18 protein-coding genes are annotated in these 25,896 nt (G+C 59.3%); 12 read left to right on the top strand and 6 right to left on the bottom strand.

Annotated elements, in window-relative coordinates:
• Positions 1 to 308 precede the first annotated feature (308 nt).
• The 8 genes from O0J73_RS07580 to O0J73_RS07545 all read left to right on the top strand — a co-directional run bounded on the left by O0J73_RS07580 (position 309) and on the right by O0J73_RS07545 (position 12,953).
• On the top strand, positions 309 to 3,068 hold the full coding sequence (locus tag O0J73_RS07580) for a DNA methyltransferase (RefSeq protein ID WP_308308399.1): 2,760 nt from the start codon (positions 309 to 311) through the stop codon (positions 3,066 to 3,068).
• Positions 3,065 to 5,158: a DEAD/DEAH box helicase gene (locus O0J73_RS07575; RefSeq protein WP_308308398.1), complete on the top strand. Its 2,094-nt coding sequence runs from the start codon at positions 3,065 to 3,067 to the stop codon at positions 5,156 to 5,158. Before O0J73_RS07580 ends, O0J73_RS07575 begins: the two co-directional genes overlap by 4 nt.
• Positions 5,151 to 6,335: a GIY-YIG nuclease family protein gene (locus O0J73_RS07570; RefSeq protein WP_308308396.1), complete on the top strand. Its 1,185-nt coding sequence runs from the start codon at positions 5,151 to 5,153 to the stop codon at positions 6,333 to 6,335. Before O0J73_RS07575 ends, O0J73_RS07570 begins: the two co-directional genes overlap by 8 nt.
• A gap of 26 nt (positions 6,336 to 6,361) precedes the next feature.
• On the top strand, positions 6,362 to 6,856 hold the full coding sequence (locus O0J73_RS07565; protein WP_308308395.1) for a hypothetical protein: 495 nt from the start codon (positions 6,362 to 6,364) through the stop codon (positions 6,854 to 6,856).
• A gap of 354 nt (positions 6,857 to 7,210) precedes the next feature.
• A complete protein-coding gene (locus O0J73_RS07560) occupies positions 7,211 to 8,449 on the top strand; it encodes an HAD-IA family hydrolase (protein ID WP_308308394.1) in 1,239 nt (412 codons plus the stop codon).
• Positions 8,446 to 9,435 carry a DNA-processing protein DprA gene (locus O0J73_RS07555; RefSeq protein ID WP_308308393.1) on the top strand — a complete coding sequence of 330 codons (990 nt, stop codon included), beginning with the start codon at positions 8,446 to 8,448 and terminating at the stop codon, positions 9,433 to 9,435. The genes O0J73_RS07560 and O0J73_RS07555 overlap by 4 nt, the downstream gene beginning before the upstream one ends.
• Positions 9,436 to 9,443: 8 nt before the next feature.
• A complete protein-coding gene (locus O0J73_RS07550; RefSeq protein ID WP_308308392.1) occupies positions 9,444 to 9,689 on the top strand; it encodes a hypothetical protein in 246 nt (81 codons plus the stop codon).
• Positions 9,690 to 9,791: 102 nt separating this feature from the next.
• On the top strand, positions 9,792 to 12,953 hold the full coding sequence (locus tag O0J73_RS07545; RefSeq protein WP_345784122.1) for a UvrD-helicase domain-containing protein: 3,162 nt from the start codon (positions 9,792 to 9,794) through the stop codon (positions 12,951 to 12,953).
• Here O0J73_RS07545 and O0J73_RS07540 read toward each other — a convergent pair.
• Positions 12,950 to 14,977, bottom strand: a complete 2,028-nt coding sequence (locus O0J73_RS07540) for an ATP-binding protein (protein ID WP_308308390.1) — start codon at positions 14,975 to 14,977, stop codon at positions 12,950 to 12,952. The two genes, O0J73_RS07545 and O0J73_RS07540, sit on opposite strands and share 4 nt — an antisense overlap.
• Before the next feature lie 245 nt (positions 14,978 to 15,222).
• Between O0J73_RS07540 and O0J73_RS07535 the strand changes: the two genes are divergently transcribed.
• Positions 15,223 to 17,109 carry a DUF262 domain-containing protein gene (locus O0J73_RS07535; RefSeq protein WP_308308389.1) on the top strand — a complete coding sequence of 629 codons (1,887 nt, stop codon included), beginning with the start codon at positions 15,223 to 15,225 and terminating at the stop codon, positions 17,107 to 17,109.
• Between the two features lie 93 nt (positions 17,110 to 17,202).
• On the opposite strand, the gene O0J73_RS07530 is transcribed toward O0J73_RS07535, so the two are convergent.
• The 3 genes from O0J73_RS07530 to O0J73_RS07520 form a co-directional block, all read right to left on the bottom strand.
• Positions 17,203 to 17,682, bottom strand: a complete 480-nt coding sequence (locus O0J73_RS07530) for a hypothetical protein (RefSeq protein WP_308308388.1) — start codon at positions 17,680 to 17,682, stop codon at positions 17,203 to 17,205.
• A gap of 84 nt (positions 17,683 to 17,766) precedes the next feature.
• Entirely contained in the window at positions 17,767 to 19,995 is a 2,229-nt protein-coding gene (locus O0J73_RS07525) for a fimbria/pilus outer membrane usher protein (protein WP_308308387.1), read from the bottom strand.
• A 3-nt stretch (positions 19,996 to 19,998) separates the two neighbouring features.
• Positions 19,999 to 20,658 (bottom strand): hypothetical protein, encoded by a 660-nt coding sequence (locus O0J73_RS07520; protein ID WP_308308386.1) that lies wholly within the window; start codon positions 20,656 to 20,658, stop codon positions 19,999 to 20,001.
• Between the two features lie 490 nt (positions 20,659 to 21,148).
• On the opposite strand from O0J73_RS07520, the gene O0J73_RS07515 reads away from it, so the two are divergent.
• A complete protein-coding gene (locus O0J73_RS07515; RefSeq protein ID WP_308308385.1) occupies positions 21,149 to 21,820 on the top strand; it encodes a hypothetical protein in 672 nt (223 codons plus the stop codon).
• A 10-nt stretch (positions 21,821 to 21,830) separates the two neighbouring features.
• Here the strand turns inward: O0J73_RS07515 and O0J73_RS07510 are convergent, their stop codons facing one another.
• Positions 21,831 to 22,253 (bottom strand): hypothetical protein, encoded by a 423-nt coding sequence (locus tag O0J73_RS07510; RefSeq protein ID WP_308308384.1) that lies wholly within the window; start codon positions 22,251 to 22,253, stop codon positions 21,831 to 21,833.
• 225 nt (positions 22,254 to 22,478) lie between these two features.
• On the opposite strand from O0J73_RS07510, the gene O0J73_RS07505 reads away from it, so the two are divergent.
• Together O0J73_RS07505 and O0J73_RS07500 are read left to right on the top strand one after the other, a co-directional pair.
• Positions 22,479 to 22,901: a hypothetical protein gene (locus O0J73_RS07505; RefSeq protein ID WP_308308383.1), complete on the top strand. Its 423-nt coding sequence runs from the start codon at positions 22,479 to 22,481 to the stop codon at positions 22,899 to 22,901.
• Between the two features lie 361 nt (positions 22,902 to 23,262).
• Positions 23,263 to 24,204 carry a site-specific DNA-methyltransferase gene (locus O0J73_RS07500; protein WP_308308382.1) on the top strand — a complete coding sequence of 314 codons (942 nt, stop codon included), beginning with the start codon at positions 23,263 to 23,265 and terminating at the stop codon, positions 24,202 to 24,204.
• Between the two features lie 280 nt (positions 24,205 to 24,484).
• Here the strand turns inward: O0J73_RS07500 and O0J73_RS07495 are convergent, their stop codons facing one another.
• Entirely contained in the window at positions 24,485 to 25,411 is a 927-nt protein-coding gene (locus O0J73_RS07495; protein WP_308308381.1) for a hypothetical protein, read from the bottom strand.
• Positions 25,412 to 25,896 lie beyond the last annotated feature (485 nt).

Here is a 25,896-nt window from a genome sequence, read left to right as displayed (position 1 = left end):
TGGGGCTGGGGAGGCAATAGACCGCCTCGCACGGCCACCAGGGGAGGGCGCCTGATCGGCGGGGTAGAGGGATCTGGACGAGCATAGCGGCGGATGCTGGGGAGTCCGCGAATCACCCACTGAGACACGGAGAGAAGAGACTGCGCATGGGCATGGGCATGGGCTGGGCTAATAGTGTTTACCTGAGCCGGCCAAGTGGGACGTTTCACGCGCGGCGGGCTTCTGTTCCACGGTGGTGGCGTGGGACAATCAAAATTGCCCCTTTTTGACCCTTCCGGGTCGCTCTACGAGCTGGAAATCACACTTGCATGAATGCTGTTGAGATCGAACAGGCACTATCAGACCTTGCCGCGCAAGCGTTCGACGGCGCGGAGTTCCCGTTCCAGTTTCTGGCCGCGTTCGGCAACAAGACAACCACCATCGCCCGGCTGCGCAAAGGCGAAAGCAACGCTTCCGATGTCCCAGGTGGTGTGCTGCAGCGCAACCATATCCACATCGCCGTGGCCGAGCCCGGTCAGGTGGGGCAGACCCTGACGGCCTTGAAGGCCAGCCCCAAGACCACCCAGGCCAAGGCGAAGTTTGTGCTGGCCACCGACGGCGCCACGCTGGAAGCCGAGGAGCTGACCACGGGCGACGCCATCGCCTGCGAGTTCGGACAGTTCCCCGACCACTTCGGCTTCTTCCTGCCGCTGGCGGGTATCTCCACGATCCGGGAGATCAAGGACAACCCCATCGACGTTCGGGCCACCGGTCGCCTGAACAAGTTGTACGTCGAGCTGCTGCGCGAGAACCCGGATTGGGCAACGGCCGCGCGTCGGCCGGACATGAACCACTTCATGGCACGCCTGATCTTCTGCTTCTTTGCAGAGGACACGGACATCTTCCCCGGCGCCACGATGTTCACGGCCACCGTGGACCAGATGAGCGAGCGCGACGGGGCCAACGTCCACGAGGTGCTGGGCACGATCTTCCGCGCCATGAACACCAAGACGGAAGACCGGGCGGCCGCGGGTATCCCGCGTTGGGCCATCGAGTTCCCCTACGTCAACGGTGGGTTGTTCTCCGGTAGCACCGATGTACCCAAGTTCACACGCACGGCCCGGTCCTACCTGTACCAGGCCGGGCAGCTGGATTGGAGGGAGATCAATCCGGACATCTTCGGGTCGATGATCCAGGCGGTGGCCGACGACGAAGAGCGTGGCGCGTTGGGCATGCACTACACCAGCGTGCCCAACATCTTGAAGGTCCTCAACCCACTGTTCCTGGACGACCTGCGGGCACAACTGGAAGCGGCGGGCGAGAATAAGATCAAGCTGCTGAACCTGCGCAAGCGCATGGCCCGTATCCGCATATTCGACCCAGCGTGCGGCAGCGGCAACTTCCTGGTCATCGCGTACAAGCAGATGCGCGAGATCGAAGCCGAGATCAACCGACGCCGTGGTGAAGCAAACTTGGCTTCGGAAATCCCGATCAACAACTTCCGCGGGATCGAGCTGCGCGACTTTCCAGCCGAGATTGCGCGCCTGGCGCTGATCATCGCCGAGTTCCAGTGCGACGTGTTGTATCGCGGCCAGAAGGAAGCACTGAAAGACGTGCTGCCGCTGGATAGTCAGAACTGGATCACATGCGGGAACGCACTGCGCTTAGATTGGTTGAAAGTCTGCCCGCCTTCGGGAACAAAAGTGGAAGTCGTTTCTAGTGACCTGTTCGATAAAGCAACAAGTCAGCCTGAAATCGAGTTTGAAAATGAAGGCGGTGAAACCTTCATTTGTGGAAATCCACCATTCAAGGGGGCGAGAAAGCAAAGTAAGGCGCAGAAGAGTGATATGGAATTTGTCTTCGGGCAGGGTGACGACTATAAGGATTGTGACTACGTCACTGCTTGGTACTTGAAGGCATCTCATTACTCCAATGGGGGTCAGTCAGATTTTGCCTTTGTGTCAACTAATTCGATAGCCCGTGGCGAACAGGTGGAGCTTCTTTGGTCTCGTCTCTATCAGAATGGAGAGTCCATCCACTTCTGCCACACGCAATTCAAGTGGGAGAACAACGCCCAACAGAATGCAGGGGTTTGGTGTGTAATTATCGGAGTCTCGCGAGATAAGTCGAAGAAAAGGCGCATATACGATGGTGGAATTGTGCGCGAAGTTGAATCAATTTCTCCTTATTTGATCCCTGGCATCGAAGACTTTATTCGAAAGTCGGATCGTCCACTTACACCCCAATTTCCGAAGCTTGTTTCCGGGAATATGGCAAGGGACGATGGCAACCTGATTCTTGATAATGATCAGGAGCGAAAGCTTCTTTCTGAATTTCCGAAGGCGGCTGCCATCGTGCGGCCGCTCATTGGTACAACGGAGATCCGCAACGGGACTCGCCGTGCTTGTCTTTGGATCGATGACGATCAAGTCGATTTCGCGATGTCACTTCCTCCGGTAAGAGAGCGCATCGAGAGGACGCGAGATTTCCGGGCAAAATCTAAGGCAAAAACGACGGTTGGTTATGCAAAGATCCCTCACAGATTTGCGCAGCGGTGTCATCAGCAACGAAGTTCAATTGTTCTCCCAAAGAATACAGTTGAGGGAATTAAGTACCTCACGCCCAACTACGTACCAAGCACGACCATAACAACGGACTTGGCGTTCGTGGCATTTACGGACGACATCTGGGTGATGTCTGTTCTCGCATCCACAATGCATCGCGTATGGGCGGAGGCAATCTCCGGTGGGTTGGGTTCGGGCATTCGGTATTCTTCGCTAATTACTTACAACGCCTTTCCGATGCCCGCACCAACGGAGCAGCAGAAGCAAGATATGGAGGAATCGGCAAGGGCAATATTGTTGGCAAGAGAGGTGAACTTTCCTGCTTCGATTGCAGAGCTTTACGACCCCGAAACCCCAATGCCGGAAGATCTCGCGCGTGCCCACGAAAAGAACGATGAGGTTCTGGAGCGGATCTACATCGGGCGGAAGTTCAAGAACGACACCGAACGGCTGGAAAAGCTGTTCGACCTGTACACCAAGATGACGGCAGGCCAGGCCAAGCCGAAGAAGGGGAAGCGTAAATGACATCGGAAGGCACCAAGGCAGTCCCGTCAGTCTCGATTGCCACAGCCCGTACTGGCGCGTCGAGCAAGGTCAACGCGCTGGGCATGCGTCCCATGCAGGAGCGCGCCTACGCCAAGCGGGGCGAGCAGTACCTGCTGATCAAGTCGCCGCCCGCGTCGGGCAAGTCGCGCGCCCTGATGTTCATTGCGCTGGACAAGCTCCACAATCAGGGCCTCAAGCAAGCGATCATCGTGGTGCCCGAGAAGTCCATCGGTGGCAGCTTCGCTGACGAAGAGTTGACCAAGTTCGGCTTCTGGGCGGACTGGAAGGTCGAGCCGCAATGGAACCTGTGCAACGCCCCAGGCGACGACGAGGTCAAGGCAGACAAGAGCAAGGTCCGGGCTGTGGGTCGCTTCCTGGAAAGCGAAGACAAGGTGCTGGTCTGCACGCATGCCACCTTCCGCTTTGCTGTGGAGGAATACGGGATTGCTGCGTTCAACGACCGACTGGTGGCAGTGGACGAGTTCCACCATGTCAGCAGCAACCCGGACAACGTGCTGGGTAGCCAGCTCACGCAACTGATTGCGGCAGGCTCCGTCCACTTGGTGGCCATGACCGGTTCTTACTTCCGGGGCGACACGGTGGCCGTGTTGGCGCCGCAGGACGAAAACCGCTTCGAGACGGTGACGTACACCTACTACGAGCAGTTGAACGGCTACACGTACTTGAAGTCGCTGGAGATCGGCTACTTCTTCTACACGGGCCGTTACCTTGATGCGATCACCAAGGTGCTCGATCCAGCGCTGAAAACCATCGTCCACATCCCCAACGTCAACTCACGCGAGAGCCTGCAGGACAAGTACAAGGAAGTCGAGGAAGTCATGGAGGCGCTGGGCACCTGGAAGGGTGTCGATCCGGCGACGGGCTTCCATCTGGTCGAGCGTTCCGATGGTTCGGTACTGAAGGTGGCCGACCTGGTGGATGACAGCGACGCGACCAAGCGGGCAAAAGTGCTGAACTCGCTGAAAGACCCTGCGCAGAAGAACAACCGCGACCACGTAGACATCATCATTGCGTTGGGCATGGCCAAGGAAGGGTTCGACTGGATCTGGTGCGAACATGCGCTGACCATCGGCTACCGCAGCAGCCTGACTGAAATCGTCCAGATCATTGGCCGTGCCACCCGCGATGCCCCCGGCAAGGAGCGCTCGCGCTTCACCAACCTGATTGCCGAGCCGGCCGCAGGCGAAGCCGAAGTCGTGGCAGCCGTGAACGACACGCTGAAAGCCATTGCCGCAAGCCTGCTGATGGAGCAGGTGCTGGCGCCCCGGTTCGAGTTCACGCCCAAGAACCAGGGCAAGCTCGAAGGCTTCGAGTACGAAGGCGGCTACGTTGAGGGTGGTTCCAACGTCGGCGTGAACGCCGCCACGGGTCAGGTCCACGTGGAGATTGGCGGGCTGACCATGCCCGAGACCCAGGAAGCCAAGCGGATCTGCAAGGAGGACTTGAACGAGGTCATCACCGCATTTGTCCAGGACAAGACGGCGATTGAGAACGGGTTGTTCAACGACAACACCCTGCCGGAAGAGCTGACGCAGGTGCAGATGGGCAAGATCGTGCGCGATCGCTACCCGGAGTTGAGCGAGGCAGACCAGGAAGCCATTCGCCAGCATGCCATTGCAGCGCTCAACCTCACCCAGCAGGCCAAGCAGGCGCTGGCTAAGGCCGAAGAGGAAGGCACTGCAAGCGAGCAGCAGGGCAACACTGCCCTGATCGACGGGGTGCGCAAGTTCATCAATGTCCGCGACCTGGACATTGACCTGATCGACCGGATCAATCCGTTCGAGGCGGCCTACTCGGTGCTGGCCAAGGCCATGGACGAGAAGGTGCTGCGCCAAGTCCAGGCCAGCATCTCGGCCAAGCGCGTGAACATTCCAAAAGAAGAGGCGCGTGAGCTGGCCAAGCGCGCGTTGGAGTTCAAGATCGAGAAGGGGCGGCTGCCCGATATCAATTCGCCCGACGCCTGGGAAAAGCGAATGGCCGAAGGCGTAGCGGCCTTTGCCAAGTACCGGGCTGAAGAGAAGGCCAAGGAGGCCCAGGCCAATGGCTGACATGGACGACGATGACCTGCTGGAAGCCTTGGGCGTCGAAGCAGCGCCCACCAAGGCCAGCACGCATACCGCGCAGCAGGAGCGGCTGATCGCCGGATTTGAAGACATCTTGCGCTTCGTGGAAAGTCATGGCCGCGCACCCCAGCATGGCGAGGATCGGGACATTTTTGAGCGGCTGTACGCAGTGCGCCTGGATCGTCTACGCGGTATCCCCGAGGCGCGCGATTTGCTGGCTCCCATGGACACGGCCGGGTTGCTGGACGGGCAGGTGACTGCAACCGTCAATCCGGACGAGCTGGACGAGGATGCGTTGTTGGCCGAGCTGGGGGTCGATACGCCGGCCGGGGGGGATGACATCACCCAGCTGCGCCATGTGGCGTCCTTTGCCGAACGCAAGGCGGCAGAAGAGATCGCCAACCGCACGCGCTGCGAGGATTTCGAGAAGTTCCAGCCTCTGTTCGAGAGCGTGGAGAACGACCTCAAGGATGGAAGGCGTAAGACCTTGCGGTTCGGGCGTGACGCCAGCGTTTTGCAAGGCAACTTCTTCATCCTTGGCGGACAGATGGCTTATGTCGCCGAGGTCGGCGAGCCCATCCGTGCGCCGAACGGGGAAGCCGATGCCCGCATGCGCGTCATCTACTCGAACGGGACGGAGAGCAACCTGTTGCAGCGCTCGCTGCAACGAGCGCTATACAAGGACGAAACGGGACGGCGCATTACCGACGCGAATAACGGGCCGCTGTTCGGCGACACTTTGGAGCCTGACGACATCGAGAGCGGGACCATCTACGTGCTGCAAAGCAGGTCCGATCATCCGTTCGTGGCCCAGCACCGCGAACTGATCCACAAGATCGGTGTGACGGGCGGGAAGGTCGAAACGCGTATTGCCGCCGCCAAGGACGATGCAACCTATCTGCTGGCAGGCGTGGACATCGTGGCCACTTACAAGCTGGCCCACATCAATCGCACGAAGCTGGAAAACCTCTTCCACAAGATATTTGCGCCCGCGCAGCTGGACCTCACCATTGAAGATCGGTTCGGCAAGCCCGTGAAGCCGCGCGAGTGGTTCTTGGTGCCGTTGCAGGCTATTGACGAGGCTGTAAGCCGTATTCGGGATGGCTCGATCACGGACTACGTTTACGATCCGAAATCGGCACAACTGAAAGCGCAGAAGTAGGCACGACGAATGCAGGGGGGCAAGAAATGAAAGCTCGAAGGTGGGGAGTCGAGTTGACCGAAGGGCCAGCAGCACGGTCTGGTTATGAGAATTGCCCAGTGATCCGGACAGCAAGAACGAAGCGCGCAATCAACGCCGCAGTCGATGAAGGGTTCTTCCCGCTCATCAAAGCGGTGCAGCCGAGTCCTGATGTGCACTTCATGGTGGGAGTGGACCAAGACCCATTGACCGGCAAGATCGAACTTCTTGGTGACATACGCGGTTATGGCCAGAACATGGTCATGGAGTTCCGTGACTACTACCCGTATAACTTCCCCAATCCATTTGCGGCCTACCTGATCCCGGATGACCTTGTGCCGGGCGAAGCCGTGTGGCTAGAGGACTTGATTGAGGATATCGTCGCTGTGTGGGGCAATCAGGGATATCACCCTCGTTTGGCGTGCGCGCCAGCTATCTGGAACGGAGAGGATTTCGAGATCCTTTTTGACTCTGCCAAAGATGCAGATGAGTGGATTGGATAAGCCAGGCCATGAAGTTCAATCCAGAAACGAAGACGCTAATGACGCACGCTGGCAAGGTAATCAAGGCTTTGTCGTGCCATCTCAACGTGCGGCTGAATCAGCTGCAGGTAGAGCCTGATGGCCACAGGCGCTGCGACATGTGCGATCACAGGGTGTTGGATACCGAGCTTGTATCGGAGTCTCAGTTGGTAGAGCAAGTCGCTTCGGATCCGAGAGTTTGTCTGATCGTGAGGCGGGGCCAAAGAAATATCGAGATTGTTTGATCTGACCCAAGAAGGGCAGTCGTGTAGTTGCGAGGGGGGAGCCAGCTTCAACTTGTTGGCGATGATTCTATGACCTTCTGGGGAGAAGGGAGTGTCCATTCAGTTGTGCTTGTTTGATCTTGACAATACGTTGCTGCGCACTAACGACTTGGATGGGTTCCGAGGTCGGGAGAACGTCAACAACACCAGCCGTGAGTACACGCGCGGACTACTGCGTGAGTACGATCGGCGTGATGATAGGTTGCTCTACACGCAGGAGCAGTTAACTGGCCTGCAGGACGATTTCCCCGACATGAGTTGGGGCGTGTTTACCCGCGCGCCTCGCCATTACGCGAAGACCTTGCTGGAAGAGGCCTACCCTGAGGTGGAGTGGGATATCGTCGTGGCGTACGAGGACGTGCGGAACACGAAACCCAATCCAGAAGGCATCGCGCTTGCTGCACGGCAGCTGGGCATTCGACGCAGAGAACAGGTTGCATTGGTTGGTGACGAGAAAACTGACGTAGTCTGTGCATATCGCGCAGGGTGCTGGGTCTTCATAGACCAAACCTCGTGGCAGCCGCGCGTGAGCGAACACTGGTATGCGCTGGAACGGGTGCCGGATGCGCTGTTTGAGGGCGCCGAAGAGCTAGCACCATTGCTTGCCTCGCCGTACCTTGGGGTGCCGGAGCTGGAGTACCTGATCACTGGCGAGCGGCTGGAAGGTCGGCAGCGCCGGATCGACAAGGTCAACCACTTCTTCCCGCGGGCCATTGGTGGCCGGCCTGTGCCGGTCCACATCATGGGGCGCCTGTTCGGCGAGTACGAGGACATTCGATTTCGACGGGGTTGGCATACGCTGACCGACCAGATCATCGCCCACAAGGACGCTAACGAGTTTCCGGAAGAGTGGATTCAGGCTATCCAGCGGTTTGTGCACATGGATACGGTTGCAAATCCGGACACGGTAGTGACTGTCGTGCCGTTCAAGCCAGGTCGGACGCCACGGCTTGAACGCTTGCTGGATCAGTTTGCCGAGGCTTACCAACCTCCCCGCGTGGTCATGGGGCGCCGAGCCCCGACAGTGACCTTCCGTTCCAACGTGCTGGCTTTCCGGCCGGGGGCAGTGTCCAGTCATGGCAACCATTTGAATGCCGACCAGCGGTTCGCCAATGTGGGCGAAAATCTCCACGTCGCCCGCCCTCAGGACGTCCAGGGCAAGCACGTCATTGTGATTGACGATGTCGTGACCACCGGGGCCACATTGCTGTGGTCCCACCGTTATCTCAGGGAGGCAGGCGCGCGGAGCGTGAGTTGTCTGTCCCTGGCTCAGGCCATAGGTGCAAGTTGAACGAGATCTCCCCTGCCACTGGAAAGCTGCTGGCCATGTCCTTTTTGTCGGGCGTGGGCCCGGCGACGTTGCGCCAAGCGTCCCAGGTATTTGGCTTTGACAACAAGACTGTGGAGCAGTTGGCGACGGACATTCCCAAGCTGAAATCAGCGCTGTCTGGCGGTGGCTGGAGTGATGCCCTGATCAAGGCTGAGGAACAACTGGATCTGGCGGAGCGTAGCGGGTGCAGCATCCTGTCGCCCATGGATCCGGACTATCCCAAGCTCCTAGCAGCAACCAAAGATGACCCGTTCCTGCTGTGGGTGCGCGGCACGTTGGCTCCCAGCCCCGAAAAATCGGTAGCCATCATCGGTACACGAGAACCCACCGAGCACGGGAAGCTGATCGCCCAGCGCATGACACGCTACTTTGTGGATCAGGGATGGAGCGTGGTAAGCGGGTTGGCTCTGGGTTGCGATGGGATAGCCCACCAAGAGGCCATCGATGCGGCTGGCCATACCGTGGCTGTCCTGGCTCACGGCCTGCAGACCATCGCTCCCTCGAAACACCGGAAGCTGGCCGAGGACATCCTTAATGCGGGCGGCGCACTGGTGAGTCAGTACCCGATTGGCCGTGATGCGATCCCGCAGCAGTTTGTCCAACGCGACAAGACCCAGGCGGGCTTGGCCCAAGGCGTGGTCATGGTCCAGTCCGACTTGCAAGGCGGCAGTCTCCACGCGTCGCGAGCGTCCATAGAGTACGGGCGCTGGTTGGCCGTGCCTTACCCCACCGAGCAGGATCGAGGCAGGGACGAACCTAAGATTCAAGCCAATTTGATGTTGTCCGATGGCAGCGATGCCGAGCGGCTGGATCTGCTGCGTCGCAAAGACAACAGTGGGCTTGATCGCATTCTTGTCCTTCGGGGAAAGGAGGACTACGCGCGCTGCCTGGCGTCCACGTCGGCGCCAGTTATTGAGAATCCCGCTTCACAGGGAAGCATGTTCTAGGGGGAGTCATGACAATCGCGGTACTGGCGTTCCAACTGATGATCTTCATCAGCATGTTCATCGCCATCCTGCTGGGGCGAGGGTGGCTGAAAGTGGCAACCGGATTCTGGGTGATCTTCACGCTATTCGGCAGCATCTACACGATGGGGCTGATGGCGTTGCAGCTCATCACCATCTACTTCTCCTATCAGGTGTGCATGAAGTTCTGGAACTGGCGTATGGCCCGGCGTGGCGCAGCGCGTGTTTCCCGCTAGCGCTCCCGGCTATCCTGAGGTCGCATGTATTGGAGTCCCACTAGCAACGGTGCAACCTTCACAGGTTCAGGTCAATGGTCCCTGTCCATTACAGGCGACAGCGTGTATCTGCGGGTCGCGGACGGTGAAGCGCTGACAACCCACTTATTGAACTTGCTCCACCTGGAGGTTCGACCCGGCATCATCTGGGCTACGTGCAACCTCGCCTTCCACACGCCAGCCGGCACGGTCAGGCGATCGGTAGATGGCATTCCGAACGAGAAGGCCGCTTCCATGATCGAGTCGTTCGATCAAGCGAAGGCCAGGGTCATCGCCAAGCTCGTGGAAGACTCGGTCGCGGAACTGGATGCATGGGTTGCGCGGGGTACCCGTGAACTGTCGGGCCCGCAGGTAGACCGACGTAGTGCGGCGGAAGTCATGGCGAGCCTGGGGCCGCCGCCCACTCCGAGTAACGTGAGCTGGGACCAGGTGCTCGGTCATAGCGCTGTTGCCCAAGCGAGGAAGATCGCCAAGGCGTGGCCATCCTGGGAAGGGACGCCCACCAACGCTGCGGCCGACAGGGCGCATTCGCTTCGACGCGACTCGTTCAAGGTCGAAGTAGCCAACTGGGTGGGTTCGTTTAGATCTCGCTATCGCACTAATCGATGGATGCCCAAGGGCGCAATCGATCGCTATGTCCGCTCGACCCCCGCGCCCAGTTGGCGGAATGAGACTTGGGCCGGCGCAATGAAGCAGCTGAGGATGCGCCCGCGGACCAAGAGTGGGTCTTCGTTGTTGGACATCCTCTCGATGCTGCCAGGCGAGATCGAAGACCTCGGGTGCGGGCTGACCCACGAGGAATGGAAGGCCATCGCGCGGGGCGAAACCGAGGCTGAGTCGCTGCGTAACATCACGGCTGGCCAGAACGACGCGCACCTGGCTCAGCAGCGCGAAGTACAGAAGCACTTCTTCGAAACCGTCGAGAAGAACCCTCTGACTGACGAGCAGATCCACGCCTGCATCTGCATGGACGATGCGGTGATGGTGGTTGCTGCCGCCGGCTCGGGGAAGACCTCCACCATGGTTGCCAAAACGGGCTATGCCCTCCATGAGGGACTGGCCACACCCGAGCAAATCCTGCTACTGGCATTCAACCGTGCCACCGCCGACGAAGTAGGGGAACGTATCGCCGAGCAACTTCGGGATGTTCAGGACGTGGACAAGGTGCGTTCCAACACCTTCCACGCGTTCGGCATCGAGGTTATTGCCAAGGCGACCGGCAAGAAGCCGTCACTGGCGCCTTGGGTCGACCCCAGCAATCCAGGCGCGGATATCCGGGAGGTTGGCAACATCATCGAAACACTGTGCACCCAGGACTCGAAGTTCCGGAAAGACTGGGACCTTTTCCGGACCGTCTATGGGCGGGACGTGGGCAAATGGGGGCAGCCCCAGGAGCCGGACGCCTATTCCAATGGCAAGCGTGGCTTTCTCACGGCCAAGGGCGACATCGTCAAGAGCAAGGAAGAGCGTGTCATCGCCGATTGGCTGTTCTACTGCGGGGTGAACTATGAGTACGAGCGCACCTACGAACACGACACCGCCACCGAGCATCATCGGCAGTACTTCCCCGACTTCTATTACCCCGATGCACAGCTGTACCACGAGCACTTCGCCCTGAACGAAAAGGGCGAGGCGCCCAAGGACTTCAAGGATTACCTGAGCGGGGTGAAGTGGAAGCGGAAAATCCACGCTGAGAAGGAAACGACGTTGGTCGAAACCACGTCGCACACGCTGTCTACGGGCGAGTGGATGGATACTCTGGAAGCAGCCCTCATTGAGCGAGGCGTCCAGCCAACATTCGACCCCAATCGTCCATCCCTGGGGCTGCCGCCCGTCTCGAACCAAGACCTGGCCCGCTCATTCCGTGTTTTCCAGCAGCATGTCAAGAACAACGGACTGTCGCATGCGCAGTTGCACGCAGCACTGAGAGAGCAGTCAGAAGATGGCTTCGCCGCACGCTTGCGCATGTATCTGGCGATCTACGAGCGCATCGCCGCCGAGTGGGGGCTCCGCTTGCGTGATGGCAAGTTCATCGACTTCGAGGACATGCTCATCCAGGCTGCTGAGCATGTGGAGTCAGGGGCTTACATGAGCCCGTTCACCATCATCCTCGCAGACGAATTCCAGGACAGCTCCCGCGCCCGAATCCGGTTGCTGAAGGCACTGGCTGCCAACCCGGACGTTGAGACCCACCTGTGCGTGGTCGGCGACGACTGGCAGGGCATCAACCGATTTGCCGGCTCTGATATCTCCGTCATGACGGAGTTCGAGAAGACCTTCGACCACGCCACGCGCTTGACGCTCAACACCACGTTCCGCTGTCCGCAGGATCTTTGCGACGTGTCCAGCGGGTTCATCCAGGCCAACCCCGCCCAGATCAAGAAGGCGGTGCGAACCACCAACCCGCTGACTAGGACGCCCATGCTGGCGTATGGATTCCAGCAGAAGGAAGGGATGCTGGGACATGTCGAAGAGCAGTTGGCAGGCATGCATCGCTTCGCCTGCGAGGGCAAGCTCACCTCCGCCAAGGGTAGCCACATCACCATCATGCTTTTGGGTCGCTATCGTGACGACCAGCCGCCCATGCTCTCAGCGTGGCAGCGCCAGTTCGGCGATCGAATGAAGATCGAGTTCCGGACCGCGCACGGCTCCAAGGGATTGGAGGCCGAGTACGTGTTCGTCCTCAACGTGGTTCAAGGCACCCGCGGCTTCCCGAGCCAGATCCAGGACGATCCCGCACTGCAGCTGGCCATGCCAGCGCCCGATCCGTACCCCTTCGCCGAAGAGCGACGCCTGTTCTACGTGGCCATGACCCGCGCCCGGAAGCAGGTGCGCTTCTACACCACGCTGGGGCAGCCTTCCCAGTTCCTGGTCGAGCTGGTCAAGGCAGAGCACCTCAAGATCGATCCGGTCGACGGTGAAGCGGTGGAGGCGTGCCCCAAGTGCGGCAATGGTGTGTTGCAGCTAAGAGGCGGGCAGTACGGCGCCTTCCATGGATGTAGTCGCTTTCCTGCTTGCGACTTCAAGCGGAAGGCCGAGCAAGCGACGGGGCAACCCCGCCCCCGCGCAGTCGGATCACAGAGGATCCAGGTGCCGGTCAAGTCGGGTGATCGATGCCCTGTGTGCCGCCGCGGCACCATCCAGGAGAAGAATGGGCGCAATGGCCCATTTCTCGGTTGTTCTCGCTACCGCGAAGGGTGTCGGGCGACGGCGAATATCCGTTAGTTCTCTACGTCGTCTTGAGTGGTTCCACCTGTTGCCAGTTCAGCAAGGTCGCCAGGAATGTACTTGGAGTGGGCGCGTTTCAAGTAGTCCAACTCGCTGTCTGAGTCCGCCTGATAGTCGAGCTGCTCGCTGAAGAAGTTCAGCCTAGCTCGTGCGTCGTTGAGGATCTCAGACCACGTCTTTGCCCAGACCGTGATGCTTGAATCGTCGGCCTGGTAGGCAATCCCTTCCGCGCGATCCTTCTGCTTGATCTCCTTGCGAGCGAAGTCGTCTATGTCATTGGCGACGACCATAAATGTCCACTTTGTCTTTCTTTGGTGAAATCGTGCATCAGCAGCAACAGCAAATGCGTAGCTCTTTATCTGGCCCAACACTTCCGAGTTGATCTTTTGGCTTGGCCTCTTCAACTCCACGACAAGGTACTCGTGAGCCCCCTCCGTAGGCTGGATCGATCGGGCAAGCATTAGGTCTATGCGTCCCCCCTTATCACCTTCGCGAAGGACAGGGTCGTTGTTGACATCTTCGTCCTCGCGTCGTCCGAGCTTTTCCATGTAAATGGCAAGCGCCGCTTCCAAAGTCTTCTCGGAACCTGCGAGATTGAAGTCCTCTTTGAAGATCCAGGATTCGGCTTCCAGAGCTTTGTGTAGCTGGTCGCGCTCCAAGAGCTTCTTCTTGCTCTCTTTGTTGAACAATAGATCGCTAAGAGCCTCGACGAAGTTGAGACGATCCGCCACGATCCTGGCAGAGGTAATAATCTTGGACAGCGTTGTTTTCCGCAGAAGTGTTGCCAAGTCATCCTGCTCATCCTTCCGCAGGTTCAGTACCTCATCCATGATCGTGCGAACGGAGTCCGGGTTCTCCCGGATCGCTTGGGCAAGAAGTCGGAACGTGAACCTCCTCGACTTCGAGGGGGCTTCATCGAAAGCCGGGAGGTGATCTTCGACGTTGAGGGCGAGGATGTCGAAGACCTGGCGTTCGATCTGCTCCGATGCGTGGACATCCGCCTTGTCTTCGTACGGGTAGATCTTCTCGTCCTTCCATCGCTGGATTGTTTCGCTTCGGTGCTGAAGGATGCGGCGCCGGAAATGCTCGCGAACCTTGCCTTTGACCGCGCTCAGGATGTCTGTCACGTCCTGACTCAGGTCGGATAGGGCAAGCGAGCCCGAAGAGTCGAGATCACGAAAGTGATCGCTCTTTACGTAGATCGTGAAGTTGTAGCCTGGAGCCTTGATCTGTGGTCCGACTGGTACTTCATGGAGTGACACACCCGCCTTGTCGCAAAGCTCGAACATGCGATCGGTAGGCACAGACCATTCGATGATCGTGATGGCGACCGGTACGCGCTTGCCTCCCTGGAGTTCGACATCGCCGAGATGGATGTCCTCTTTATGGCTCTGAACTGTAGCCGGGTCGATCTTGGCTCCGTCGTAGTACAACGTCAGTCCAGGGGATTCGGTGAGGTAGGCAGCGAACTGCTTGGTGATCTCGAGGGACGCACTGTCTTTGGTGAGCGAAGGCAAGTTGGATTCGAGATTCTCGACGACAACTTCGGTTCCGAGGACATCGGTTTCGGCATCCGTAGTAGGCGAGGCACGGAAGCCTGTCATCTGGCTTGCACGTCCCGTAATGGTGTACGACTTGAACGCCTTGCCATCGAGGTACGTCGTTCGCCATTCGACGCTTTCACCTAGCGCAAAAGCACGGAAACGCCCTTTGCCTTTCTTGCCGTGTAGTGCGCGACCCTTGTAGCGTTGAGTCTTGGCCTTCCAGGAGTCGCCAAGTCCTCCGAAAAGCGCATCGAGTTGGCTTCGGTCGATTCCATCACCGTCGTCTGAAACACGGATGGCATGAAGGCCCTGAAGTTCGTTGGGCTCCAAGATGACCTTGACGTGCTGGGCGCCTGCGTCAAAGCCGTTCCAAATCAGCTCGGACACCGCGGCGAGCGGGGTGACATTGGCCGTCAGTGACTTCAAGAAGTCCTGCTTCGCCTGAACGCTAATGTCCGTGGACTGGTAGTCGGCCATACCGTGGTGCGCTCCCCTAATAGTGGTTCGCCGCCCTGTCCAGGGCTGTCCGGTTGGGGCTGTGGACAAAAGGGCCATGGGCGTTGAACGTGTCGAGGATACCGGGGCAAGGTATCGCGGGGCTATGCCTGCTTGTGGATCCTGCTCCGGAGCCATCTCAAGGCCTGCGACCAAGGTTCTGTCTCATCGCTGAGAGCGACCCCCGGGGGCATAATGGGCTGTCAGGGGTGGCAACCGGAGTGGGGATGAAGTCGGATACGTGGACGATCGAACAGGTCTTTCAGGACCGTAAGCAGTACAAGGTGCCCTTCTACCAGCGACCATATGTCTGGTCGGTGCGAAAGCAATGGCCCTTGCTCTGGGCGGACATTGTGGACAAGGCGGTGGAGCGCTTGGGAGGCGGTGGCCCAGCTCCCCATTTCCTGGGTGCGATTGTCGTGGAGCCACAAGACAAGTCTGGTCTGCGAGGTGTGGAGACGTACCACATCATCGATGGGCAGCAGCGGCTGACGACCCTGCAGTACATCCTGGCCGGTATCCGGCTTGCAAGCCGAGAAATGAAGGTCGACGGCGTGGACTCATTCTTGGGTGCCGTCATGGACAATCCGAACCCGTCGACGATGGATGATGCAGAGGTGGAGGTCTTCAAGGTCTGGCCGACCTTCTCCGACCAGGAAGACTTCATCAAGGCGATGACGGCCAAGAGCCGTGAGGAATTGAAGGCCAAGTATCCGGCTCACTATACAAAGCATGGTTCGTTCCGGGTCAACTCCATCGTTCACCCGCCTGCGCTGGACGCCATCTGGTACTTCGCAGAGCAAGCCGAGAAGTGGGTGCGGGCGAACGGGGGCAATGAAGCAGCGTTCGAGGCCTTGATCATGGCCGTGCTGTCTGACTTGAAAGTGGTCATGATCAAGTTGGAGAAGGGCGATGACGCCCAAGTGATCTTCGAGACCTTGAATGGGCGTGGTGAAGAACTCCATGCCACGGATCTCATTCGCAACTATCTGTTCATGACGGTGGACCGCAAGACGGAAAGCCAGCAGGACCTCTACAAGGAAAAGTGGCAGCAATTCGAAGACGCCGAAAAGTGGAAGCAACCGGAACGGCGAGGCCGCATGACCAAGCCGCGCCTGGAATGGCTAATCTTCTCAGCTATTCGAGCCGAAACTGGCCAAGATGGTGATCTGTCGCGACTGTACGTTGATTTCAAGAACTACGGACAGGGTCGGACAGCCACACAGCAATTGGACATGCTGGACCTCTACGGCAAGCACTATTTGCAGCTGAGTACCGGCAAGGGCGCCATGCCTGTGGCCAGGTTCGGCGACCGTCTGCGGCCATTCGACACCACGACCACGCACCCATTGGCGCTGCGGGTTTCCACTGCCGACATTGACGATGCAGAGAAGACGCTAATCTTCAACGACATCGTCTCTTACATCGTGCGGCGCGCGATCTGTGGGCTCACGCCGAAGAATTACAATAACTTCTTCATGTCAGTCCTGCGCCAGTGGAGCCAGGGAAGCCAGACCCACGCGGCGATGCGCGCACTGCTGGGCCAGTCGACAGTCCCTGCTTCTGTGTGGCCGGATGACGCTGTGTTCTCGCACGCCCTACAAACGGCAGCGTTGTACGGCGGGCTGTCGACAAGCATTCTTGACGCGCCACGTTGCCGCATGATCCTGACCGAGTTGGAAGGGTGGTTGCGCCTGACGAAAAAGACCGAAGAGCCCACCATTCCAGATCTTTCCAATCTGGACATCGACCACGTCATGCCGCAATCCTGGTATGAGCATTGGCCTCTGAAGAATGGCAGCAAGGGTACGTCCACTGAGGCGTACGCAGCCAGATTGTTGGAGCAGACAGGTGGCGCGCTGTCTTCGCACCAGCAAGATGTTCAACGCCGCAGCAAGGCTATCCCCACCTTGGGGAACCTGACCTTGCTCAACCTGTCGGTCAACCGCCAGGCTCAGAACAAGGATTACACGACCAAGAAGAAGATATTCATCGATCACACCGTGCTGCGCCTCAACGGATCCCTGATGGGACGTGAGACGTGGGACGAGGAAGGAATAGCCGAACGCGGCAAACAGTTGGCCGAGGCTGCTATCCACCTCTATCCCCGATGACAAAGGACCCCCGGATTGCTCCGGGAGTCCACCAGACTATGAGACTTCCCCGTTCGCACAGTCTGGCAAAGCGAAGAGGGGAGAGCGGTCGCGTCAGAACGTCGAGGTCAGATCGAAGGTCAACGAGCCGGTGTAGAAGCCATACGCCGGAAGCGGGCCGCCGGTCGGGTTGTACACCAGTTGGAATGGGATGAATTGGGTCAGGCCAGTGCCCGTACCACCCATGATGTCGCTGTTCGACCAGCTACCACCGGTCACCGTTTCGCGCAGCTCTACCTCCATCGTCGCGCCGCTTGTTCCCGAGATTGCGGCAATGGAGAAACGGCCGTTGGCATCGACCGTGGAGGTTGTGATGCTGTAACCAGCATCCTTGTTGCAGATGACCTGAATGTTGCCGCCGGTCTGGATCTGAGAGCTGTGCTGGGACAGGTCTCCGTGAACGTTATCCACAGACGTGATTTCGCACGTGGATGGCACGTTGGCTGTCACAGTCCCAGTTGCAGAGTTGGCGAAGGCCGGAGCCGTGACGAGTGCTGCCAGAAGGGCAAGCGTAAGAGGGTAAATCTTCTTCATTGGGGGAGATCCTATTGAGGGGGAGGCACATCGAAGCTGTTCAGCCCGATGGTTGGTTTCAGTCAAGCAAAGAAGTTGGCCTCGTCAAGGCTGGCAGACGACGATGCCTCCTTCCTTGGGCAGTACCAGTTCGCATTTCGTGCCTTCGTGTTCCAGCGTTGCTGTCGTGGCGGTCTTCTCCAACACCAGCACGCCACGCGCACCCAGAAGAAAGACTTCACCCTGTTCGGAGACAACCCGCGCAGCCTCAGGCGCGTAGGTCTCGCCCAGCCGCACTTCCCACTGACGAGCCGTCTGCGTAGTCAAGGGGAACACCACCTTGGCGCCGCCCTTGCGAGGTGGCACGACCGTTTGCTGGCTGTCCTCAATCTGTTGATCGATGGGTAACTGGTCTGCGTCCATCACCACCGGAGAGGGAGTCAAGCCGTTTAGGCCCGACACGAGCGCATAACCCTTGCGGTTGGTCGTCGTGGGTCGGTTGCTACCACGGACATCGATCCCGGCCTGACCAGGCACTTCCACGAGCGCGAACGAACCTATGGGGTTGTAGCCGCGACCATTGAGGACATTGCCCTCGCCGATCCAAACGGAGTTGGCATAACGGCCATGGATTAGCAGGGGCTGGCCTCGAAGCTGGCGAGCTTCCAGCGTCAAGTCACCGCCCGCCACCTTGGTGTCAACGCGGCCATAGACCTGGGAGGTGTCGCCCAGCGTGCCGCCCACCTGATAGCGCATGTCCCGGCCGGCAAGTTCAGTCCGGCCGCTGTACATGGCATCGACACTGGGGCCGACGTTCGGAGCAGCTTTGGCCGTGGCCATGACGTTGCCGCGGTCGGTGCGCAGTTGGACGCCCAGGAACAGTTGGTTGTCGCCTGTTTGCAGGTCGTGGCTTCCACCCAGCAGCCATGTGGCACGCTGTTGGCGCAAGGACGCGATGGCCGCGACCTGCTGCAACCGGCGGCGGTCGTTGTGGCGGATGTCGGAATACGACAGTGTGGCTCGCCACGGCCCGCCCTTTGGATGGATGGCCAAGGCGGCGGTGGTCTGCGACTGGATCCGGAAGGGACTGTTCTGCAGCTGGGAAATCTCCCAGTAGTCGTCCGACTTGCGCAGGTGAGAAGCCGACATGGACCAGTTGGGGCTACGGCGTTCATAAGCCACGCGGAAAGCATTGCCGCGTGCGCCATCGTGGCGCTGGCTGGTCGACACATCGGTCTGGACCAGGCCCGCCTTACCCAGCGATACGGTGTTCTGCAGCGTGAGGTTGCGTCCCCCTTCCTCTCCGGCCTTGCCGGCCTGGGTGGTGGTGCCGACCGTCCAGCGATCGGACAGGCCATAGCGCATAGAGCCCTGGACGGCCCAGCCGTCATAGTGGGCTTCCGTCGGGTTGGTGCGCACGGTACCTGCGGCCACGTCCCATTCCTTGTTGCCCTGACGCAGCAAGTCGGGGTGGGTGTAGAACGACCGCGAGAAAGACTGTTCGCGGCCGAACTCATCGCGCTGGATGACTTCCACGTGGTTCAGGCCCGGAACGGCGATGCCGGGCGACAGCTCATAGGGGCCGGGCGGAACCTGTCCCGTTGCCCGTTGATGTTCGTTGACCAGAACTTCGGCCGTGGAGCGGGTATCAGCCAGGCCGCCAATCAATGGGATGTCGTAGCCCCCGCCGTAGCGGGTCAGCTGGCGATCAGTGCCCATGCGTACGCCACCCAGAACAGCAGGGTTGTTCAGGCCGTTGCTGGCCACCCCCACGTCGCCCAGTTGCAGCGACGTGCGGCTCTTCAAGTTGTCACGTTGCCACGTCGTGGTGCCGCGGATGTACTCACCTTGGCCGTCCAGCCAATTGGCTTGTCCCGTGGTGGTCAGCACGCCACCGCCAACGCCCGATCGCGCGACATGGCCCAGCGACAATCTGCGCGTATCACCATGGACGACAGCCGCCACGTCGTAGTCCACCATCACCCCCTTGGGTGCGGGTGACACGGCTTCGGGGAGTTGGGGTGCGTAGCCCAACTTCTTGCCGGGGCGCAGGGAGGCGGGAATGACGATTCGGACTTCGGCCGCCAAAGCGTCGTAGTCCACGGCCACGCCCAGATCCTTGGCCGACACCTGATCGCGTGAGCGCAGCGCCCTGGGGACGACGGCACCCCATGCCTGCCACTCGGTAGGCGTGAACGCCAGCTCTGCAGGATCAAGCATCCGCGGCTCATCGCTCACCGGCTTACCGTCCACGACCACCAACACCAAGGTCTCTTCGGCCCAAGCAGGGAAGGCGAACAGCAACGCAAGAAGGAACGACGCGGAGCGCTTCATGGCTCACTCCACGGGAAGCGTTTGCGGCACTCCACCTCGACCAAGGAAGCTGACTGTTCCGGCAGACGAGGCTTCCACCTTCAATGACAAGCGTTCTCCTGGCAGCACGAAGTGCGTACCCGGAACGGACTGACCACCGTAGGAAACCTTCGAGACCGGCGCCGTGGCGGTGCCGGCGTTGTGGAAGACCAGAAACCCGTCTTCCCGCTGTAACTTCAAGCTGGGCTTGGCTCCAGGCGGCGCGAACACCCAGGTGTTGATCATGCGTAGCGGGATGGGAACGTTCACGCCCAGTCCGCCTGATACAGCATCGGAGCTATCAAGGGGCAGTTCGGTAATTCGGATCTGGTAGGCCTGTTCTTGCGCAGAGCCCGGGTTGCTCCGCTTCCAGCGCAAGGTCTGGACTTTGCCCGGCGCTAGCTCGATCAGCGACGAGGGGAAGAACGTCAGGTCATTGGAAGGCGTCAGGACCTTCTGGCCCGTCGGACCGACAGACATGCGGTCCACGACGATCTGATAGCGCTTCTTGCCCTTCGCATCGTTCTGGATCCGGATGGATCCTGTGGCGGCTGTGGATTCCAGGGCCTGGCTCATGGGCGAGACCGTCATGGCGCCCGCAGGCAGGACGAAACACAGCAGTAGTGCAGCAAGAATGGCTTTCATGGATGGGGAGCCGGGGAAGGTTCATCCATGCAAGCAGCTAAGCCGATTTCGGCAACCCCTGAGCCTGCGAAACCACAAGCAAACTTATGAACCTATCGATTAAATGCGTTTGTTGGGGTCTTTGACCCATCCTGCGACCTGTCGGTCGCAGCTCCGTCCGTGGATATGTTGTCTGAGTCGACCAATGCGGCGCGTGCGTGTAGCGCATGAGGCTGACGACTTACCGAGGATTTCTCTGACAAGAAACGTGGCGGCGAGCCGATGGCCGCCAGCTCCGAACTCGGAGATCCTAACGTTGCCGCCTGCGTAGCCAGATCGGAACAACCACCACCGACATTCGTCTGGTGTGGCCGTGAAGCTCGCCGTCCAGGAAGGACAGGGCGGCTCCACTCCTTTCCGCTGACGCAACCACCGGTTGCGGCGGCATCTTCGTTGGTCTGGCAGGAAATCCACTTTCAGGTGCGGCACACTTCCCCCAAAAGGGGGAACCATGGCCGACTCCAAGAACCTGCGCCAGCGAAGCAGCGATGCGTTGAAGGTCCTGCACCAGACGCGCAACACCCTGTCTGACATGGGCCATATCGGCTCTGAGCGCACGGCCACCGTTTTGCCGCTCGTGCTGGCTTCAATGGACACGGCCGAGGCTATCTATGCCTTGCTCATCAATCAGCCTGAGAAGTCGTGGGTGGCTGCGATGATCATGCAGCGGGCTCAGATGGAGTACGTCTTGCGAGCAGCGTTCTTTGCAAAGGCGGCCAGCGAACGAGAAGTCGCCACCTTCCGCCGTACCGGAAGGATCGCAAACCGCGGAAAGAACAAGCGCTATCTGGCCGATGTGGCTAAGGAGGCCGCCTCACACTTGGGCTGGGATGAAGAGAAGCTGCTACGGACAGTAAAGAGCCACTACAAGGACCTGTCTGGCCTAGTCCACGGTGGCAAGGAGGTGTTGGCGATCTACACCCAGCACGACGCCTGGGGCGACATCACCATCGAGTGGGACGAGCTGATCCACGCCGTGGACAACATCCTGGTGTTTGCCCAACTCGCGCTTGGGGTGGCCATGTCGCTGTCACCGCTAGACCCAGAGGCCATGGATCGATTAGTGCGGCCACCCTATGAAGCGGCGCATGCGTACTTCGGACAACTAGATCCGGAAGCCTAGTGAACTTTACTCACAATTCGCCTGGCTCAGTTGTCGATGTTCTTTGGCCAGCAATCTGCCCCAAGCGTGTTCGATGGATGAAGGCGCGCAACCAATCGTCGAAGTCGGCTTCGTCAGCAGCCTCCAGTTCGGAGAATAGATCGCACAACAGTGGCATCACTTCATCGCCCCGCATTTGGTCGATATCCGAAATGTTGTAGTAGTAGCCAGTCGCGTCGTCAGGGTCGGTGATGTAGTAGCCGAGGGTGTCCTCCAAGTCTTCCCGATTGGTTATGGACTCAGCTTCAAGTTCTTCGTAGGTGTAGGCACCCACACCCTTGTTCAACAAGACGAGTAAACCTGCCTGGCGACACGCCTCGTACTTCTCTTCCGGTTGCATGTCATCCCAGTCGATCAGGGTTTCAAGACGCTCAAGTAGGGACTGATCGACCATTGGCTCTTCTCGGACATATAGGGCTCGACCCCATCTTAGCGATCCCGTCGGGTTTCGACACACGGCAGCACGGTCGTGTGCCCGCGCAAGGCGACGCCGCAGCCTAGGGCTGCGTCATTGACGAACCTACGGTTCGGAGTCGCCTGCTCCACGATGTTCCGCCCTACGGTGCCCGATCCCATGTTCGCCCGAGCTTCGTTGGTCTCCCACCCGAAGGAGACCGCCATGAGCTTTGAATCCGAAGTTGCCCAGCTCCGTGCCAGCGCAGACACCGCCCGTATCGAGCAGATAACCCAAGCCTTCCCGAACCCAGACGACATCGAACCTTGGCATCAGTTGAACGCCCTGCTGTGGCCTGACCTGTCGGAGAACGAGAACAGCCGCCGCGAGCAACTGCCCGCAGCACTGGGCGAGTACCAGGATGAGCTTCGACGCTACATCCGGCGCTATGATGATCTGCGCGCCCGCCGACTGGACGCGTTGTCCAACTACGATCTGGGCATTGCCTATCGGGTCTCTGGCCCGGAAGCAGGGCTGGCAGACGCGCTTCGTGCCGTGTCCCACCACATCGGCCGGTGCCGCGCCCAGATCCTATGGCTACTGGGCGAACAAGTCCGGCTTACGCCTCCGCAACTGGCCCTCTTCTGAGGGCCGTTTTGCATTCGTTTAGTTATCGCACAAATGCTTGATGGGGCTGCATAAATGTCGCCAAGGAAAATACATTGACCCTATTAAACAGCAACAAATTGGCAGTGCTGGTCCGGGCAGGCACCCGTTGAATGTCGGGGTGCAGCAGGAGTACGCTTTGCCCAACAGAGTCACATCTGTGCCAATGGCCCTGGGCTACAAAGGGGGCTCGACCGGTACCGCAAGGCCGGCTATGACGAGGCTCAAAAGTGCCCGGTAACGTCCGGGACAGTGCTCTAACCCAGCAATCGGCTGGAAGAGATTTCTCGCGATCGCCTATCGCCCCACCGCCCTTGCGCGGTGGGTCTTATAGGCCCTCATCGTGGAGATTGCTGCTCGTCGTTTTCCCCGTTCCACCTGTCGCACCACTGCCCTTGCGGGCGGTGGCGTTTCTGTTGCCCTCACCCGCGGCGACTGCCTCGCCCAGCTGAAAAAGCTGCCGGACGCCTCCGTCGATCTGGTGCTGACCGACTTGCCCTATGGCACCACGGGCTGCAAGTGGGACACGGTCATCGACCTGGCCACGATGTGGCAGGAGTTGTATCGCGTCGGTACGCCCGAGTGCGTGTTCGTCTTTACCGCGCAATCTCCCTTCACCTTCGTTCTGGCTCAGTCGAACCCTTATGGGTTGAAGCACCTGCGCCACACGATCGTGTGGGAGAAGTCCAATGGCACCAATCCGCTGCTGGCCAAGCGCCAGCCGATGAAGGTGCATGAAGACATCTTGGTGTTCTGCCGCAAGCAGGCTCGCTACAACCCGCAGATGGTCGGCGGCAAGCCGTTTGCTGCTTCGACTGGCATGTACAGCGGCGGGCAAGCTGGCGGCATGGCGGGCATGCCGCGCAAGGCTGCCAAGAACAGTGGCACGCGGTATCCGCGTTCCGTTCAGTTCTTCTCCTGGGAGCGTGGCTGGCATCCCACGCAAAAGCCCGTGGCCCTCATGGAGTGGTTGATCAAGACCTACTCCAATCCGGGACACACGGTGCTGGACCTGACTATGGGATCGGGCACTACGGGCGTGGCAGCTGCCAGGACGGGCCGCAGCTTCATCGGCTTCGAGCTGGAAGCCCAGTACATGGCCATCGCACGGCGCCGGATCCGTTGCGCGCAGAAGGGTAAGCCTGACCCGCAGCCGAGTCAGGTCTATCGCGAAGCAAGGCCGCGGATGGAGACGCTCCGGGGCGGCGCGAAGCTGTTCTCGGGTAGTACCAAGCGTACCAAGGTTTCTCTTCGGCGGAAGACGGAGGTGCGCCATGTCGCATGAACGTAAGTGGCGGCGCTGCGTTGAGACGATGGTTCGCCAAGAAGGCTTGGCCGTCGTGTCCGTCTCGAACCATGCGTCCGGGCACCTGCGATTGTTGGTTGCGCATAACGGACAGCCCCGTGTACTGACGACTGGCAGGTCGGATGGTGACCCGCGCCAACGCCTCAATGTCAGGTCGCAGCTTCGAAAGCTTGCACGTCAGATGGGAGCAGGCAATGACGACTAAGCTGATGAAATCCATTTAAGGCAACTAAAACGGCGCCCCAGGGCGCCGTTTCTCTTACATGTTTACCACGGCGCGAGCTGCCGCTGCTTTACGGGCGGCATCGGTTTGAGCATTGGAGCGTTCGACACCAGGCAGGGTCTCGGGCTTCAACAGTTTCACCTTGGTTGGCTTCTTTTCAACGTAGACCACATCGTCATCGCCAACTCGGAATTTGGTGATGTAGGAGCGCTTGCAAGCTTCAAGCTTCGCGCCAGCTTCCTTCACCCGGTAGCGAAAGCGCCGTAGATCCAAATTCGTTCCACAGAGCCCATGAAGCTCCTGGACGCTCACGTTGCGATAAGAAGACCAACTGGCGAAGTAGTTATGCAGCCACATGGCAAGCAGGTTTCGGCCAAGGCTGGCCATGCGCATGATGTCGTTGTCCAGCGTTTCGTTGTCTAGAAGCTTCGCAAGATCCGGGTTGAGACGGATAGAGAGCATCTTCGTCACTTCATCCTTTTGAACTGAATTAAGCAGATATCCAACGTAGCGGCTGCGATGGGAGGTCAGGAACACGCGGGTACCTTGGAGGTCTGAAAGCAAATCCCACAAAGAATCGCGTTGGTCCTGATCTCGGTAGTCCCTGCCCATTTGTCGTAGGATTTCGGCAGCAGGGACGACGAACCGTTCGCCGGATAATCCATTGATGAGGCGTCCCAGATATATGGTGGATTGCCAGGCCAGCAAGTGTTCCTGATTGAGGTGCGGGCCTTGGCATTGAATGTCGATGCCCAGCGAACCTCGTTCAAAAGCGATCACCTTAGTAGCGTCGTCGTCCTGACGTGCCACGCTGTCACGCTTCTTTCCGGTTTTCGCCACGCTAAATAGCTCGCTGCGGATAAACGCAATGGGAACTTGGGTAAAGGTTTCGGGAAATTTGTCGGCGCGAGTGGCATCAGCGAGATGTCCGGGGCTTTCGGGGGAGGTCTTTGGAATGTTCATGTACGACACTAAATCCACGTGGCACGGCGTCAAGCCGCGATGCAAGAAGTGCGTACTAGTCCCGTAAATCAGGGGGCGGCGATCAGTGACATCGAGGGCGGCGATCAGTGACGGATGGGGCGGCGATCAGTGACGGTTTACGAAACCGGGGAGGCGATCAGTGACACTCGTGGCTGGGAAGGGGTGGCGATCAGTGACAAATGGGGCGGCGATTGATGACGCTAATTTTCTAGTTATATCGCAGCAACGCGTTGATTCAATGAAAGAAGTCGATGCCATACGTCTGTCAAAATTCGCTGCAGGCTTTAGGCTCTAGAGCTCTAGGTTTTTCAAACCTAAAGGTTGAGGGTGCGCCGAAGGGCGCACGGATCCATTCGGATCTGAGGAAAAGCCAAGAGCGAAGAGCAACAGCCACAGCGCCGGGGGCTTCGCCCCGCCGGCCAGCGGAGCGGATGTGTCTGCTTCATCCCGACGCGCCCTATGGG

It is taken from the genome of Stenotrophomonas sp. Sm6012 (genome assembly GCF_030985895.1).
GTDB lineage: Bacteria > Pseudomonadota > Gammaproteobacteria > Xanthomonadales > Xanthomonadaceae > Stenotrophomonas > Stenotrophomonas forensis.
Note: the sequence above shows the minus strand (reverse complement) of the source record. Positions and strands in the feature narration are given on the sequence as shown.

Bases quoted from the DNA above. Each gene is read 5' to 3' on its own strand.
- O0J73_RS07535 (WP_308308389.1), top strand. From the start codon at position 15,223: ATGAAGTCGGATACGTGGACGATCGAACAGGTCTTTCAGGACCGTAAG.
- O0J73_RS07570 (WP_308308396.1), top strand. From the start codon at position 5,151: ATGGCTGACATGGACGACGATGACCTGCTGGAAGCCTTGGGCGTCGAA.
- O0J73_RS07575 (WP_308308398.1), top strand. From the start codon at position 3,065: ATGACATCGGAAGGCACCAAGGCAGTCCCGTCAGTCTCGATTGCCACA.
- O0J73_RS07510 (WP_308308384.1), bottom strand. From the start codon at position 22,253: ATGGTCGATCAGTCCCTACTTGAGCGTCTTGAAACCCTGATCGACTGG.
- O0J73_RS07505 (WP_308308383.1), top strand. From the start codon at position 22,479: ATGAGCTTTGAATCCGAAGTTGCCCAGCTCCGTGCCAGCGCAGACACC.
- O0J73_RS07550 (WP_308308392.1), top strand. From the start codon at position 9,444: ATGACAATCGCGGTACTGGCGTTCCAACTGATGATCTTCATCAGCATG.
- O0J73_RS07495 (WP_308308381.1), bottom strand. From the start codon at position 25,411: ATGAACATTCCAAAGACCTCCCCCGAAAGCCCCGGACATCTCGCTGAT.
- O0J73_RS07515 (WP_308308385.1), top strand. From the start codon at position 21,149: ATGGCCGACTCCAAGAACCTGCGCCAGCGAAGCAGCGATGCGTTGAAG.
- O0J73_RS07580 (WP_308308399.1), top strand. From the start codon at position 309: ATGAATGCTGTTGAGATCGAACAGGCACTATCAGACCTTGCCGCGCAA.
- O0J73_RS07540 (WP_308308390.1), bottom strand. From the start codon at position 14,977: ATGGCCGACTACCAGTCCACGGACATTAGCGTTCAGGCGAAGCAGGAC.
- O0J73_RS07565 (WP_308308395.1), top strand. From the start codon at position 6,362: ATGAAAGCTCGAAGGTGGGGAGTCGAGTTGACCGAAGGGCCAGCAGCA.
- O0J73_RS07525 (WP_308308387.1), bottom strand. From the start codon at position 19,995: ATGAAGCGCTCCGCGTCGTTCCTTCTTGCGTTGCTGTTCGCCTTCCCT.
- O0J73_RS07520 (WP_308308386.1), bottom strand. From the start codon at position 20,658: ATGAAAGCCATTCTTGCTGCACTACTGCTGTGTTTCGTCCTGCCTGCG.
- O0J73_RS07530 (WP_308308388.1), bottom strand. From the start codon at position 17,682: ATGAAGAAGATTTACCCTCTTACGCTTGCCCTTCTGGCAGCACTCGTC.